This is a genomic window from Lacinutrix sp. YIN62 (assembly GCF_057219185.1).
Window position 1 is genome coordinate 1 of record NZ_JBXVVH010000023.1, and the last position, 16,989, is coordinate 16,989.

The 16,989-nt window shown below is 30.5% G+C and carries 14 protein-coding genes; 13 read left to right on the forward strand and 1 reads right to left on the reverse strand.

What is annotated here, in order from left to right:
- The first annotated feature begins 111 nt into the window (after positions 1-111).
- The 13 genes from AC2D8I_RS13730 to AC2D8I_RS13790 all read left to right on the forward strand — a co-directional run bounded on the left by AC2D8I_RS13730 (position 112) and on the right by AC2D8I_RS13790 (position 15,673).
- Positions 112-495, forward strand: coding sequence for a hypothetical protein (locus tag AC2D8I_RS13730; RefSeq protein WP_484706595.1), 384 nt, complete (start codon positions 112-114; stop codon positions 493-495).
- A 214-nt stretch (positions 496-709) separates the two neighbouring features.
- Entirely contained in the window at positions 710-1,663 is a 954-nt protein-coding gene (locus AC2D8I_RS13735) for a Fic family protein (RefSeq protein ID WP_484706596.1), read from the forward strand.
- Between the two features lie 237 nt (positions 1,664-1,900).
- The gene (locus AC2D8I_RS13740; protein ID WP_484706597.1) at positions 1,901-2,455 is read left to right on the forward strand and encodes a hypothetical protein; all 555 of its coding nucleotides are present in this window, start codon (positions 1,901-1,903) and stop codon (positions 2,453-2,455) included.
- Between the two features lie 108 nt (positions 2,456-2,563).
- Positions 2,564-2,848, forward strand: a complete 285-nt coding sequence (locus AC2D8I_RS13745) for a hypothetical protein (protein WP_484706598.1) — start codon at positions 2,564-2,566, stop codon at positions 2,846-2,848.
- Positions 2,849-2,853: 5 nt separating this feature from the next.
- A complete protein-coding gene (locus AC2D8I_RS13750; RefSeq protein WP_484706599.1) occupies positions 2,854-2,979 on the forward strand; it encodes a hypothetical protein in 126 nt (41 codons plus the stop codon).
- A gap of 134 nt (positions 2,980-3,113) precedes the next feature.
- Positions 3,114-3,368, forward strand: a complete 255-nt coding sequence (locus AC2D8I_RS13755; RefSeq protein ID WP_484706600.1) for a hypothetical protein — start codon at positions 3,114-3,116, stop codon at positions 3,366-3,368.
- Positions 3,346-3,735, forward strand: a complete 390-nt coding sequence (locus tag AC2D8I_RS13760) for a hypothetical protein (protein ID WP_484706601.1) — start codon at positions 3,346-3,348, stop codon at positions 3,733-3,735. Before AC2D8I_RS13755 ends, AC2D8I_RS13760 begins: the two co-directional genes overlap by 23 nt.
- 183 nt (positions 3,736-3,918) lie before the next feature.
- Complete coding sequence (locus AC2D8I_RS13765; RefSeq protein ID WP_484706602.1) at positions 3,919-5,904, forward strand: WD40/YVTN/BNR-like repeat-containing protein; 1,986 nt, start codon at positions 3,919-3,921, stop codon at positions 5,902-5,904.
- Positions 5,905-7,231: 1,327 nt separating this feature from the next.
- Entirely contained in the window at positions 7,232-8,719 is a 1,488-nt protein-coding gene (locus AC2D8I_RS13770) for an ArnT family glycosyltransferase (RefSeq protein WP_484706603.1), read from the forward strand.
- Positions 8,720-9,167: 448 nt separating this feature from the next.
- Positions 9,168-9,710: an SRPBCC family protein gene (locus AC2D8I_RS13775; RefSeq protein WP_484706604.1), complete on the forward strand. Its 543-nt coding sequence runs from the start codon at positions 9,168-9,170 to the stop codon at positions 9,708-9,710.
- Between the two features lie 294 nt (positions 9,711-10,004).
- Positions 10,005-10,475, forward strand: coding sequence for a hypothetical protein (locus tag AC2D8I_RS13780; protein ID WP_484706605.1), 471 nt, complete (start codon positions 10,005-10,007; stop codon positions 10,473-10,475).
- A gap of 932 nt (positions 10,476-11,407) precedes the next feature.
- Positions 11,408-12,907, forward strand: a complete 1,500-nt coding sequence (locus AC2D8I_RS13785; protein WP_484706606.1) for a hypothetical protein — start codon at positions 11,408-11,410, stop codon at positions 12,905-12,907.
- A gap of 321 nt (positions 12,908-13,228) precedes the next feature.
- Positions 13,229-15,673 (forward strand): helix-turn-helix domain-containing protein, encoded by a 2,445-nt coding sequence (locus AC2D8I_RS13790; protein ID WP_484706607.1) that lies wholly within the window; start codon positions 13,229-13,231, stop codon positions 15,671-15,673.
- 100 nt (positions 15,674-15,773) lie between these two features.
- Here AC2D8I_RS13790 and AC2D8I_RS13795 read toward each other — a convergent pair whose 3' ends face one another.
- Positions 15,774-16,916, reverse strand: coding sequence for an acyl-CoA dehydrogenase (locus AC2D8I_RS13795; protein ID WP_484706608.1), 1,143 nt, complete (start codon positions 16,914-16,916; stop codon positions 15,774-15,776).
- Positions 16,917-16,989: the final 73 nt, after the last annotated feature.

Below are 16,989 nucleotides of genomic sequence, written 5' to 3' on the forward strand. Positions count from 1 at the left end.
GAAAAGCAGCTTAGAAACAAACAACAATCTACAAGGTTAGAAACTAATTTAGTGTAAACCCTAATCTTTAACTTGTGTAAACTATGTCCCTTAACGAACATTATATAAACTATGTTGACAAGTAAAATTTCAAAAATAGATTTGATCATACTAGTGGTTGGTCTTTTATTATTGTTTATTACGCAACAAAATGAGATACCAAAAATAATTACAACTTTAATTTTAATTTTATTTAGCTCTTATTTTTTTCCTTTAAAATTTTTTATAAAAAAAGAAAATAAGTATAAAACTATATCTAATATAATAATTGCAGGTACTTTTGCTGTTGGTATAGTTTTCTTATTTAAGGAAATTAAAGCACTTGGACTTCTGTTTAGTATTTTAAACATTGGATATTTAATTTACCTAGGTTCTTTTATTAGCAACGAGAAGCTAAATAATAATTACAAATCAATTGTATTATTTCACTTCCTTGCATTTTTTATGACATTGTGATAAAATAACGTTGCCTAACAACGGTAATCGTTGCACAAGCTTCAAAAAACATTAATTATTCTTGAAAAAGCTCCTTTTATAGGGCTTTTACTTTGTTAGGACCAATAGCTACGACATCACACACAGAACGTTGTACATAATTAAAAAATCACGTTTTTTAATAAAAATTTCAGTAAATGAGACTATCTTTGATAGTATCAAAAGATAGTATCAAATGAAACCTCCTTACGAAATTACAACTAAGATTTTAAATTACATTACTTCTATTTCTGAGAAAATAGGAGAAGTTAATGCCAATTATTTAAATCGTCCTTCACCACAATTAAGAAAGCAGAATAAAATAAGAACTATTCACTCTTCTTTAAAAATTGAAGGAAATATTTTAACAGAAGAACAAATAACGGCATTGATAAATAATAAACGTGTTTTAGGACCTCAAAAAGATGTTAAAGAGGTTTTGAACGCAATTACAATTTATGACAACTTAAAAGAGTTCAAATCAAATAATGAAAAATCATTTTTGAAAGCTCATAAAATACTTTTGTCAGAATTAATTGAAAATTCAGGTAAATACAGAACTCAAGGAGTAGGAATTGTGAAAGGATCAAAAGTTGAACATTTAGCACCTCCCGCTGAAAATGTTCCGTTTTTAATGAAAGGATTATTCGACTACTTAAAAAAAACCGAGGAAATTGAACTTATAAAAAGCTGTGTATTTCACTATGAAATGGAGTTTATTCATCCATTTATCGATGGAAATGGAAGAATGGGAAGATTATGGCAAACTTTAATTTTAATGGAAAAATATCCCGTTTTTGAATATCTTCCTTTTGAAACTTTAATTGGTAAAGACCAAGAGAAATATTACAAAGCGTTGTCGGAAAGTGATAAATCTGGAAAATCTACAAAATTTATTGAATATATGTTGAGTGTCATAGATTCATCAATTGCGGAATTGTTGAATTTTAATAATCGCACGTTTACAGAAAAAGAAAGATTAGAATATTTTATTTCTTTAAACAAATCTGAATTTACTCGAAAAGATTATATGAATATTTTTAAAGATATTTCATCGGCTACCGCAAGTCGAGATTTAAAAAATGGTATCGAGAAAGAACTTTTTAAAAAAACAGGAGAAAAAAATAAAACAAAATATATTCTAAATTAACAGTGTACACCAAAGAACTGTGGATAAAAACAAGTAAAAACTCATTAATTTTTCACTAACGTACTGGACTTGCTGCTAATGCTATATTGGAAATCTAAAAGAAAAACACCTTATTTTAATAAAAAAATGAGTAGCCTAATTAATAATCGAAATTTAAAAGATTACTCTTGTTTTACAGGAGCCAAAACAAGACCGTTAGCGGTCATTTAAAACGAAAATTAAGAAAGAGTGAAAAATGTGATAGTATTTATACTAATAGCTTTAGTTTCTTGTCAAAATAAAAAAGAGCAGAAAAACATTTCAAATGAATCGAGTTCCTTACAAACCAATACTTCTATAAATAACAAAGAGAGTCTGTTTATTCTCAATGAAAGGGTAAGCGAAAATTTTGTACAGGTCATTACACCTAAAAATTCGGACTTTGAATTACCTGACAGTTTAGCGAAAACAGAACCCTATAGAAATGGTGATTTTAATGCTGACGGAAAAGAAGATATATTAGTTTACTTAGGTGCTTGCGGAACAGAAGGCTGTATGTATGGTTTATTTTTAAACCAATACGATAATTTTTACAAATTAGTTTTTATGGATTATTTGAAGAATGCTGAATTTGAAGTAGAAAAAAATGGTTTATGGACTATCAAATCATCTGAAGAACTTGAGCCGTACAACCCTTCAAAAATCCAAATAACCACTTTTAAGTTTGACAAAAGCAAATATCAATATGTAGTAGATACCACTTTTGTTTATTATGACAAAGAAGTGGAGCAAATAATAAATGAATATAAATGAACAGCGAACTTAAGTCGTATAGATGTCATTTGGAAAATAGTTTATCTTCGCTTTCGCACGTAAACGATTTTCATAAAACAACACATGTACTTAAACGTTATAATATAAATGACTGAATCAAATAACTATAAAAACACAATAGAAAAGGAATTATTTGCATTTTCAAATTCTCAAGAATTCAACTTCACATCAATATTTGATAAAATCTATGGATATCGTTACTCAAACTATACAGATGATTATAGAGGTTTCGCAAATCTCATCAAAAAACAAAGTGATATTTATTTTGGTCTCGCAATTGATCAATATAAAAAATCACCTCAATCTAGCTTAAAAAAAAAGAAATTCAGGAGATTGCATTACGCAAATTTCATGTACGATATGATATACTAATCAAATTGGGAGATAGAGATTGTTTTGATAGAGTACTCAAAAATGCAGAAGATTTTTTAAAAGGCGAAGATTATCTGAATAACCACGGAAATCGTTATGAAGACGGACAAGTATTATTTGATTTAATTTAATTCAAGCTTACTACAATCCTCAGTACAAAGAAGAAATTGTTTCTTTCTTTAATCAGGCTTTCGATTATACAAAAAAATACTCTAAAGAAAATAAAAGATGGGATTATTTAAGTGGTGACCCAGAAGGGAGTACTTTGTTGATTATAGCCCAAGCCATAACTTCGTTAAAAAAGGAAGACCGTGAACAATTCTCGAACTTAATAATAGATATTTACACTTTTAGCTCTAAGGATAAGAGAGCATATGAAATGAACCAAGCTTCAGGTTATATAGCCTTACTGCTAACAGATTATGATAAGAAAATCGACCTAAAAGTAGTGGGAAATGCAATTAATATAACTGGAAAACATTATCAAAACAATACGTTTGTACATCAAACTCTTTTATAGTAAATGGCTTTTGACTAATGATGGTGAAAGTCCATTGTTATACCTCAAATCAGAAGAAAACAAAAAAGGAATCATTTTTGCAATTATAGCATTAGCGGATCTTAATTATACAAAAGTTCTTCCTTATTTTCAATCTAGGTTGAAAGAAAAAAAAGATCCTATAATTATTGAGGTTTATTTAGAAGCTATTAAAAGATTAAAATCTCAAGATATTATCCCTAAAACAGAAAATAGAATGATTAAGTTAAACGGAAACTTAACTCCAACTCAAAAAGCACTTGGTGCAGCATCAAATAATATTTTTGTTAAAAGAGTTCAGCAAAAAATAGAGTTAGATGATAATGTATACGAAACCGATGATGTCTAAAAAAATTATAACAATAAATAAACCACATTAAAACCAGAGTATACTCAAACCGTTGCCCACAATTATGACAAAAATCCGTAGCACCAATAAACTGAATTGTTTACTAATCGAAAAGCATAGTTCACTCAATCTATATTTTTAAATTGAATAAATAGAATTAGTTTCGTACAAACGAATGAACCAATGAGAAAATTACTTTTACTATTAATACTTATTTTACCAATATCAGTTTTCAGTCAAGACAGTTATTTAGCAAATCTTCCGATTAGTGGAGCCGTTTCAGAAATAGGCATATCACCTTCAGAAAGAATTTGGATTGCTACTAAAGCAGGAAACACATATTACACTAATAAAATTAGTGAACTATGGCATATAGGTCCTTTTGGTTCTTTTGACCCATATCATATTGGTTCAGGAAAAACCTTTGAAAGAGTGAATTTTTTTGATGAAAACACTCTAATGATTTCTGGTTTTATACAAGAAGTTGGAAAACAGGATTTTATTTTTCGTTCTACTGATAAAGGAATAACTTGGAATAAAGTAAAATTTGGAAAAAGCAGTTGGATTGATGCTTTTTACATAAATGAGAATGGAAAAGCTTGGATGAGTGGAAATTCTCAACTTATTTACTATACCGATAATAAAGGTGAAACTTGGAAAAGCTTTGATAAAGCAGGACCTGAAAATGCATTAAGATTTGCTACAATTCATTTTGCTAAAGATGAAAGAACTGGCCTATTTGGTTCTTTTTGGAATGTCCTTTACAAGACCACTGACAATTGTGAAACTTGGGAGAGATTACCGACACCATTAGATCAAAAAAGATATAAACGGCTTTCCAAAGAACATAGACCTGACATAAGAAAAATAAGAATTTTTGGTGATTATTATATTATCAATCAACAAGGGAACATCTTCTATACAAAAAGCGATAATATAGACTGGATAGAATTACCAAATATATATGACTTTGAAACCACATCCGATGGATCTATTTATTTAATTGACAAAGATTTAAAAATTTATTTAAGAAATAGAGAATTCGTTTCTATATGGAAATCCGATAAAAAATTGAATAGCACACCTTTAGCTATCAACACAAAAAACAAAAGTCTTTTCGTTTTTACTTACGGAGAAATTTATAAAATCAACAAGAGCAATTTTATAGTTTCACAGCTTATGACAAATGAAGTGCCAATCAGAGAACCTTACTTAAAAGTTAATTATAAAGGAGAAGAAATTGGCTTTGATAGAAATACTGTTTTAAGATATGATAATAAAAGAATAGAATGGTATCGATTTATGGAATTACCTATTAATGTTTCAAATGCAGTTATTTTCGAAGACCAAATTGTTATTGTAGACAATTATTTAGACAAAAGGCTTGTCGTAAATATTGATGAACAAAAAATTTCTGAATACGAACTTCCAAAATCACTATTTAATCCATCAGAAAATAATATAGATAAGTTTTCTATCGAAACTGGCAGTCAAGGTTGTTTTCATAATGACAGGCAATTCAGAGAGTATCGATTAAAAAACAATTCATTTAAACTCTATAAAAAAGGCAAACGATTTTTATCCAAAATGGATAAAGAAATAAATCCTATATTATTAAATGATATAGTTAACGAAATTGATAATTCACGTTATAAAAAGTTAACTGTAAGTAATTTAGAAATTTCAAAACAAGATTTGGACAACTTCAAAGATTTCATTGATAAAGAAGAACAGAAAATAAAGAAAAAAGGTTATGACCGTTTTGACTTCGAGAATTATTACACATTTCCAGGTGAAAATACAGATTTTACTTTTTACAAAAATGTGGCTGACAGATTTGATTCGATTCCAGATGTTGTGATTAACCAAGTGTTTAATACTGGATATGGCAATTGGAGTACCACAACTGTTTGGAGAAAAATAACAATTGATTTTAAAAACGGAGAAGTCTTGACCATTGAAAATTCAGACGATAAACCAAATTATTTATATACACCTTGGATTATAAGTTTTAACGGATTAATTATTAAAAGTAACTCTTTAAAATTAGGTGAGTTGATTAACGAACTAACTAATGGAGATTTATATTCTGATGTTTTCAAAGAAAAAAATTACGCTATCTATAAGGTTGCTGATTTTCTTTACAAACAGTCACTGAATAAAAAATAACTGTGGGTAGCAATGGCTCCTATAAAAAGCACTAGCCTAATTCTTTAAAGTTAATATTTATTTTTTAATGATCTCATGATGATGGTTTTGTAGTGTTGAAGTATTTATAATTCCGATAAGATTATCAATACTATATAACTTGCTCGGCATCCTATTTGTGATCAACCCCTAGAGTCGTCACCAGCATATATTTTAAAACGGCCCTTTTTAATTAGAGAATCTGAGTTATTTTCATTTTATCAAATTTTTCTTGAGCCCCTTCCAAACAAAGAAACCAATTCAAGTTGAGGCATTCAGCTCTAAACGAGTCGTTAAAACGCTCTATACACTCTTAAGTTTACAATAGGCTAAACTAAGGTTGTATAATTGTATTCGGTTTAATATTCTAAACAGTATAGTTATTTTAGTACAGGGCATGCAGGCTTAGTTAATGTTTACTTCATAGATACTCCCTATTAAAGCCCTATTAAAGCCCTATATAGTTGCGGTTAATTGCGGTTAGTTAACCTTTTTAGCTAAAACCCCATGTTACACACATTTCACTTCGCTACTACGCCACTTCGTAAAAAGAGTGTGCCATTACAATACATAAAAAACTTTTAAGAGATTATTTTAAGTAAAATATATTTAATCTTATCCAAATCACCCCACAAACATAATTTAGAGAATCGAATGTAAAAACAATAGAATAGCATTGCTTGGGTTTGAGTTTAATGGTGACGCCTTTTAAGGTAATCCCGATTGGAATAATTTCAAAATACGTAGTTACATTTCTTGGAGCTTTTTTTATTAATTTTTGAAGCAGCTCATCATGAAAAGAAAACAGATTAGTTTAAAAGTTATCAATCCAAATGCTTGCAGGTATTGATGCTGGAAGTAGAAGTCACATACCTTGGGTTTACTTAATAGTAGTTTCTTGCCCGATAGTATAACTGCCATTATCCGAACTTACTCCAGACATAGATAAAATATCTTAAAACAAATTACCTCTAGGTTAAGACTTGCTGCAAATACTATTAGAAATCTAAAAGAAGGACACCTTAATGATTTTTTTTAAAGAATAAATTATAAAAAAGGACGAGCCACAGCAATAAGTGCTACAGCAAGAAAACGCGCTGTTATTGTTTAGAATATGTTTGTTAAAGTGCAAGATTATAATCCGCCAAAAATAGACTTGTATCTTGACCAAAAAAGAAAACTAAAACGGGGCAATAGAATTAAAAGAAATATTGCTAAATTTGAGATTAAACCTGAAGACGTCGGATTTAGTAATGTACTGAACAGTAGTAATTAATGTTTAGCGTTAGTTGGAAGCAGAACAAATCGAATGAAAAAATACTTACCAATTATTTTAACCTTATCCTTTATAAAGCTGATAATCCAATGGTTTGGGAATAGAAACTATGGCTTTCATCGGGATGAGTTTCTACATTTATCCGTAAGTGAACATTTGGATTGGGGGTTTATGGAATTCCCGCCGTTAATTGGAATTATTGGAAAACTATCCTATTGTTTTTTTGATTATTCACTTTTGGGAGTCAGACTTTTTCCAACTCTTGCAGGTGTTGCGATTCTGGTATTATGCTGTTTAATTGTAAAGGAACTTGGCGGGAAATCAAAAGCTATTTTGCTTAGCGGAATTAGTATATTGGCCTTTCTTCCTTTTTACAGAAATCATACTTTATTTCAACCTGTTGCTTTTGACCAGTTATTTTGGACACTTGGGTTTTACTTCATGGTTAAATTCATAAACTCACAAAACAAGAAGTTCCTAATCCTTCTAGGAATAACTTTAGGTTTAGGGCTAATGAACAAATACACTATTTTGGTATGGGCATTTGGACTTTTTATTGGTTTGTTCTTTTATCAGAAAGGAAAATTATTTAAAAACAAATGGCTGTATTTGTCTGCACTGATTTCATTGTTTATTTTTTTTCCCAACCTTATATGGCAAATTCAAAATAAGTTTCCTCTTTTTAAACATTTACAAGCATTAAATGAAAATCAGTTAAATGAAATTAACCCTCTCGAGTTTGGACTAGAACAATTAAATTTTCCATTCACGCTAATTATAAGCCTATTTGGCCTTGTTGCACTGATATTAGATAAAAATTTAAGAAAATATAGAATTGTTGGAGTTGCCTCCATAGTAATCTTTTTAACAATGTGGCTTCTCCATTCAAAAGCCTATTATGTATTTGCGATCTATCCTGTTCTTTTTGCTAGTGGAGCTGTCAAAATAGAAGCTTTGTTATCCAAAAAACCAATTTGGATTTATGCAATTGCTTTTGTTACTCTGGCATCTTCCATCTATTTTATTCCAGAAGCTACACCTATACTCTCAATTGAGAAATTTGTCAAGTATAAAAATCTTGAAGAAAAGAAAGGACGAATTGAATTAAAAGGAGATTATGCAGATATGTTTGGTTGGGAAGAGCAGGTAAAGTTGGTAGATAGCGTTTATCAATCGTTAACCCTTAAAGAGAAAAAAGCTTGTGTTTTATGGGCTGAGAATTATGGGGAAGCCGGCGCACTTAAAATCCTGGGAAAGCAATATAATTTGCCTAATCCAATAAGCAGACACGGTAGTTTTTGGACTTGGGGTTATGGAAATAAAAATGCGAATGTTTGGATTAGTTTGGGCAATGAAAAGTCATCTGTTGAATCTGTTTTTGAAGAAGTTGAATTAGTCAAAATAATTACTCACAAATATGCAATTGGAGAAGAGAACGGAATTCCCCTTTATGTTTGTAGAAAACCAAAAGTTGATATTGATAAATGGTGGAAAGATTATGAAGAACATATATTTGACTAAAAAAAGCCAGCTGCTAACAATGGCTCCTATAAAAAGCACTAGCCTAATTCGTTAAAGTTAATATTTGTTTTGTAATGGTCTTATAATGATTATTTTGGAGTGCTCAATTGTTGGTAATTCCGATAAGGTTATCAATACTATATAACTTGCTCGGCATCCTATTTGTGATCGATGCTAGACCGTGACCAGCATCTGTATGATTATAAGTTCTAATAACCCGGTCACTTGCTATAAAAATGGGATACTTTTTAGCGAGTTCACCCGCCTTGTTTTGTGATACGGGGCTGACTATTTTTTATGAGCTTTGTTATTTGTTATCTATTATTTTAATACACACAATAGTGTAAGGTAGCTCTGTTTTATTACGGCAAGGGTTCTACTTAAGAGTTTACGGGCTACTTTTATGATCACACTCTTTGAATCTCATAGAAATTTAAATTTTTAAAATATGAAATACTTAAAAACTATCCTTGGAATTTTAGCCATCTTGTTTCTCGGACTTTTCCTTTTAGGGCTAATAAAATCTGAATTATATTATGAATGTGAAGTATTGGTAGATAGACCATTAACTGAATGTTGGGCTGTTAGTCAGGATGAAGAAAAAATGTCTGACTGGTTAGAAGGGTTTCAAAAAATAGAACACGTAAGTGGTTACCCTGGATCAGTAGGTGCGGTATCAGATGTATATTTTATAACTGATGGTCAAGAGATGATTATTAGAGAAACCATTATTGATATTGTTCCAAATCAATCTATGTCTATGTTGTTTACATCTAATTTTATGGATATGGATTATATACTTACTATGGAATCAATCGATGGAAAGACAAAAATTAATTCAAGGACCACTTGTAAAGGAAATGGAATAGTTTCGAAATCTTTAATAGCCTTAATGGGAAACTCTATAGAAACACAAGAAGAAACAAACCTTTCTAATCTTAAGCAAACTATAGAGAAAAACTCTAAAGATTATTTTCCTACAGAAAACTAACTAAAGCCGACACATGTAGCGCTAATTGCTTGTGCTGTACGTACATTGAAAATTCCTACTAATTTTGTGTTTGAGTTGTATTTGTAAAGTTAAGTATAACTACCCATGTTTGAGATTTTTTTATCCGCTATGTTTTTGAAATTAAGTGTGTTAATAGTGGTTTGGTTTGCGGTTTAAAATAGAGAATTGTAAATTAGCTCTTTAAGTAACTGGAATTTGGAACTAGTGAGTCTAAAGTAGAAAATCTATATATTGAATTAAAGAGCTTAAATCTAAATTCAAAAATGAATAATTATGAATAATTTAAACAATAGATTAAACTTTTTATATTCACTATTCTTTATTATATGTTTGATTTCTTGTACTAATAAAGAGGAAATAGGTATTGATGCTGAAAATATAACTCAAAAAAACATTGAAAATGTTTTAGCAGCGATGAAATCTCTTGGAGATTCAAAAGGTGAAATTATTGTTTTTGAAGCTGAAAATATTTCTAAAAAAAATCATCAAAAATATTTTGAAGTAATAAAGAGTTCTAAAAAAATATTAGATTTTGCTTCTGGTTCAGATAGTAGCTTGAAGAGAAAAAAAGATAATTACACTGTAACTTGTAATTGGGGAAATGGGGAGTCAACTGTGACTAACTGTGGAGATAATGTAGGATGTGCAGGTGCTGCAACTTGGGATTGTCTTGAAAATGGTGAGTGTGCAACAATTTGCAATGCTAAAATAACTTATACACCCACTAATATCAAGTCAAATTAAGTTAGTAAGAAGAAAGTACTTGAATCCGTTTTAGAACAACAACTTACAGAAATAGGGAATTCTAAAAACGAGGCACTATCCTTTACTATTGCCTACGACAAAGAAAAGTATTGGCTAAATAAAATTTCTACAATTAAAAAAGAGAATAAAGGTTTTTTAGCAAGTAAGCGTGCAGCATACCAAGTTGATTGTTACGTAAAAGGAAAATTATTTTGGTCAGAAAATTATGATAGCCAATTAAGTGCAAGTCAAGGAATACTTAATTGTACAGATACAGATGGCGGTTGTGCTGAAATTTGTGAAATTTATGTAAAATATTTTCCTGCTAAAAAGATATAAACAAAAACAGCTAGCAACACCGATAATCGTTACGCAAGGCAATAATTTCATAAAAAGCAATCGAATTTTAGTTTATTTAAGCAGAGGTACAGTGAACGAACTATAGAAGAAGCCTAAAATTAAAATCGCTTATAGATAGCACGCGAGATTTTGTTCCTAATAAAACAAAAGCAAGTGACTTTGTAGTGCTTTTTGTATCGATTGTAATAAACTTTAACTTATAAAGTATAACAGCCAATTACAGCGCTTTATTGGCTTGCTTAATTCCAACTGCAGACAGTTATGTGTTTTTATTGCTTGATATAATTAACTATAGTATTGACTTTAGAAGTCTGGTAAACAATCCTCCCCACGATACAGCTATGCCCTTTAATATACTTATTATTAAAATTATAAGAGCAAATAATTAACGCTATTATTTTTAATTTTATTACTTTCGGCCCTGTTTGTTTGTATATGTATAAATAAGCTAATAAAAATGATGCAATGGATTTTTGAGGAGACTTCCGTTGTGTACTGTTATTAAATAGCATCTAAATATTTAATAGTAGTAATTCTGTTTTAACCTACTATAATTAATACTTACTTATAATATGAAGAAAAAAATATTAATACTCTGTTTAATTACCCTTTCAAATTTAGCATTAGCGCAATCTACAACAAGCCTTAAAGTTAGCGAAAGTAAAGAATATAAGGATGAGGTTAAATCTATAGACGTTGTAGCTATACATACTTCTAAATCTGGAGAGACTGCAATAGTTAGAAATGGTAAAAGAGATTTTTTGTTCGATATTTTTGACACAGCACTTAATAAAACATTTTCTAAAATTGTTAAAAGCAGTAAAAAAGAGAATTACGTAGGCGATTTATTTTATAATAATCAACTTAAATTATTTACTGTTTATGCGCCCAAAAAAGATGAACGTATTCTATATTGCCATACGTTAGATTTAGCAACAAAATCTTATAAGCGGACTATTGTTTTTGAAACTACCGTCGAGAAAAAGCAAAGTTTATTTGGTTCTCGAAAAAAGCATAATACAAGTTTTGCTTTGTCTCCAGATAATAATTATTTAGCTATTGCAACCGATAATGTTAGAAAAAACAAAAACTCCTATACCATTCGTGTTTTTGATGCTAAAACAGACAAATTAATTTATAAAAGTGCCTATCAAGAAGCAGATAAGCGCTCTTTTAAGCATAACGATTTATATATAGATAATAATGCTAATGTATACTCCTTAGGCAAATTATTTCTAAAAGGAAAGTCTAATAAAAAAATTAATGGAGATGCAAATTATCAGTTTGTATTAAACAAAGTAACTAAAGATAAAAACACAGAATTATTATTAGATTTAAAAGATGAGCATATTCAGTCTTTAAGTCTTTCTAAAATTAACAACGAACTACATTTAATGGGGTTTTATTCTGAATTAAATGTCGGGAGAATAAAAGGCGGATGTGATTTTATAATAGACACAGATAATTTTGTGATTAAATCAAAAAAAGTACAAGCATTACCCAAACAAGTTTATGAAGATTTATATGGTTATAGGGCAGCAAAACGCAAAAACAAAAAGAAAAAAGAGCTCCGAGATTTTGTGATAGATTACGTATTAACAAACAGTAATGGTGAAACTTTTTTAGTAGCAGAAGAATTTTATATTACACAACACTATGTAAGTACCGGAGCAACTGGAGGGCACATGGAAACCGTGTATCATTATGATGACATTTTAATTTTGAAATTTAACTCAAGCGGCGATTTAAATTGGGGGAGAAGTGTTTTTAAAAGATCTAGAGTACCATCATACAATGCGTTTTTAAAAGATGAGCAACTACACCTTATTTTAAATTCTGGTAAAAACTTAACGGAAAAAAAAGACGGTAGAACGAAAGTATCTAAAGGCTGGTTTGAATCTTCATCTTTATACGATTTTGAATATAATAGTGCAGGAGAAGTGTCATATAATAAAATACAAAATAATAAAGGGAATACATTTTATCAGCCGTATAATGGAACATATGAAACTAATAAATTTATTATGATGAGTTCTGGAAGACGAAAAAAAACATTTATGATTTTAAAATAGCATATATTATTGATGAGATAAGCTAAAAAAATAGCTTCATTTTTTAAAACCTAATCCCAATAGATACTACTGTATTTTACAGCTAAGTTTTATTATGGCTGGTTACTGTGGGAGCGATAGAAACGGCATCCTTTCTGTGAAGTTTTTAATATGAAATTTATAATTTATAAAATGCGCTTAATAATAAACTTGAATTTTTAAGAAACTCGCGAGAATTCACAGTAAGATATAGTGAATAGCGCGGTTTTTATTTTTCTTAAAAACCCACCATAAAAATTATTCAATTTATGTATATTCAATGTTTATATGTAATGCGATGTAATGGAGGTAAATAAAGAATTAGAGCTGGCTTGGAGTTTTATAAATAATACGGGGAGAAACGTGTTTTTAACAGGCAAGGCAGGTACGGGTAAAACAACTTTTTTACATAAACTTAAAAAGGAATCTCTAAAGCGGATGGTCGTGGTTGCACCTACTGGTGTTGCAGCAATTAATGCTAAAGGCGTAACAATACATTCGTTTTTTCAGATGCCTTTTGGACCCATTTTACCTAACGAAGATTTAGGAAACTCAAAAGGGTTTAATCGAAAGTTTAATAAAACAAAGATTAATATTATTAAATCATTAGACTTACTAGTTATTGATGAAATTAGTATGGTCCGTGCCGATTTATTGGACGGTATTGATAAAACATTACGCCGCTTTAGAAACAAAGATAAAGTGTTTGGAGGTGTACAATTATTAATGATTGGCGATTTACAACAGTTATCTCCAGTTATTAAAGGCGAGGAGTGGCATGTATTGAAACCCTTTTATAAGAATGCTTTTTTCTTTAGTAGTTTAGCGTATCAAGACTGTCATGCGATTACAGTGGAACTGAAACATATTTTTAGACAAGACAATCCCAAGTTTATAAAAATTTTAAACGAGATTAGAACCAATACATTATCTGAAAGATCTGCGAATGAGTTAAATAAACGCTATAATCCTGATTTTGTTCCTAATGAAGATGCCGATTATATTTCATTAACAACACATAATAATAGAGCGGAACAGACCAATAACACTGAATTAGATAAGTTGACGTCCAAGAGTCAAATATATAAGGCTAGTGTACAAGGTAAGTTTCCCGAGTATGCTTATCCTAATAAAGCAGAATTAACCTTAAAAGTAGGTGCTCAGGTTATGTTTGTTAAAAATGATAGCTCTATTGAAAAACGTTATTTCAACGGGAAGATTGGAAAAGTTATTGTATTAAATAAAGATGAAGTTGTTGTTAAGTGTCCTGATGATGATTTCAATATTATAACAACTCCCGAAGAGTGGGAGAATATTAATTATACAATAAATCCAGAGACCAAGGACATTACCGAAGATAAAATAGGGGCTTACAAACAAATCCCTTTACGATTGGCATGGTCTATTACCATACATAAAAGTCAAGGTTTAACGTTTGAGAAAGCGATTATTGATGCACAAGGCGCCTTTGCACATGGGCAAACGTATGTTGCATTAAGTCGGTGTAAATCCTTAGAAGGATTAGTTTTAAAAAGTAAAATAAGCTCCAGTCAGATTATTAGCGATAGAAATGTATTGTCGTTTACAAAATATGCCGAAGCACACCAGCCTGATAAACAGGAATTACAGCAGTCGGAGGCTGCATTTCAATTAAATTTAATAGCCGAGGTATTCGACTTTTTTAAATTTTTATATCCTGTTAGGCGCTTACTCGACATTTTTTATAAAAACAGAGGAAGTATAGAGGGGCATATGGAAACGCCTTTAAATACGATTAAAGACTGCGTTACTCATTTTCTTAAAGTAAGTACCAACTTTAAAGCCCAACTTAATAATTTAGTTATAGAAACGGGAGGGATTCCAGAGTCTAATACAGCAATTAATGAGCGTTTTATAAAAGCTGTAACATATTTTAAAACTCAGACCGAACAGCATATTAGTACAGCGTTTAAAGCGCTTAGCTTTACTACCGATAATAAAGCTATAGAAAAAGATATAACGAAACAGTTAGATGATTTTGAAGAGCAATTGGCTGCTAAGGATTTATATTTTAAAGGTTTAATTTTAGGTTTTAATACCAAAACATTTTTAGAGTTGCGTGCTAAAACAATTTTTTTAGCTAAAGCGAAACCTAAAAAATCTAGAGAATCGGTTGTAGACGGCACTACTAATGTCGCGTTATTTGAATTATTGCGTGTTCTTAGAAATGAGATTGCTCAAGAAAAAGATTTAATCCATTACCAAGTATTTACTCAGAAAGCCTTGTATGAAATATGTGAAACCTTACCAACCAATCAAGCAGAGTTACTTGAGGTTAATGGGATGGGGAAAACACGCGTGGAAAAATATGGGAGTGCCATTTTAAAAGTGATTAGAACATTCTGTGAAGAAAATGATATTGAAGTATCTAAGACTATAGATATTTTTGAAAATGAAAAGCCAAAACGTCAAAAAGGAGATACAAAAAAAGAGTCTTTAAAACTGTTTCAAGAGGGGAGAAATATAAATGAAATAGCCAATATTAGGGCGTTAAATGAGAATACTATTATGGGACATTTAGCGAGTTTCATGCCTACGGGAGAAATAAAAATTACAGATTTAGTTTCAGAGCGTCATTATAATGAATTAAAAGTATTGATTCCAAAATATACGTTTGAAAACCTCTCCGATTTAAAACATCAGCTAGACGATAAATATACTTATGGCGAGTTACGTTTAGTCTTGAATACGTTAAAAAAAGACCGTTAATTCATATGTCTTGTAACTAATTCAAGCGAGTATTAGGAATAAAAAAGGCTTTAAAGTTTATACTCTAAAGCCTTTTTATTTGTTTTTATAACAATACGGATTATCCTCTTATAACACCTCTTGAAATTACAATTTTCTGAATTTCAGAAGTTCCTTCGTAAATTTGAGTGATTTTTGCATCACGCATTAAACGCTCTACATGATATTCTTTTACAAAACCATTTCCACCATGGATCTGTACAGCTTCAACTGTTTGCTCCATAGCAACTTTAGAAGCATATAGCTTAGCCATAGCGCTAGACATATCGTAATTATTACCTTGGTCTTTATCCCATGCAGCTTTCATTACTAGCATGCGGGCAGCTTCAATTTCAGTAGCCATATCAGCCAATTTAAAAGCAATCGCTTGATGGTTGCAAATTTCTGTACCAAAAGCTTTACGTTCTTTAGAATATTTAAGGGCCAATTCATAAGCACCTGCAGCAATACCAAGTGCTTGAGATGCAATGCCAATACGGCCACCAGATAAGGTTTTCATAGCAAACTTAAAGCCGAAACCATCTTCTCCAATTCTGTTTTCTTTAGGTATTTTTACATCGTTAAACTGCAATGTATGAGTATCGCTACCACGAATTCCTAGTTTATCTTCTTTTGGGCCAATATCAAAGCCAGGTGTGCCTTTTTCTACAATAAAAGCATTAATGCCTTTGTGTCCTTTTTCTCTGTCTGTTTGTGCAATCACTAAATATACATCTGCTCTTCCGCCACTTGTAATCCAGTTTTTTGTTCCATTTAAAAGGTAGTGATCTCCTTTATCTATAGCCGTTGTTTTTTGTGAAGTCGCATCACTTCCTGCTTCGGGCTCACTCAAACAAAAAGCACCAACAAATTCACCAGTAGCTAATTTTGTTAAGTATTTTTGCTTTTGCTCTTCATTAGCATAAGCCTCTAACCCGTAGCATACCAAAGAATTGTTTACCGATACGATTACAGAAGCCGAAGCATCAATTTTTGATAACTCTTCCATAATAAGAACATACGAAATGGCATCCATACCACTTCCGCCATATTTTGGGTCCACCATAATTCCTAAAAACCCTAGATCACCCATTTTGCGAACCAATTCTTGAGGGAATTGTTGTTTTTCATCACGTTCTATAACTCCAGGTAATAATTCAGTTTGTGCAAAATCGCGAGCGGCATCGCGTATCATTAAATGTTCTTCGGTAAGACTAAAATCCATAATTGAATATAATTGTTGATTTGATAAAATAAGGGTGTAAAGATAACTTTTAATTAGCTTTTTTTCAACAGAT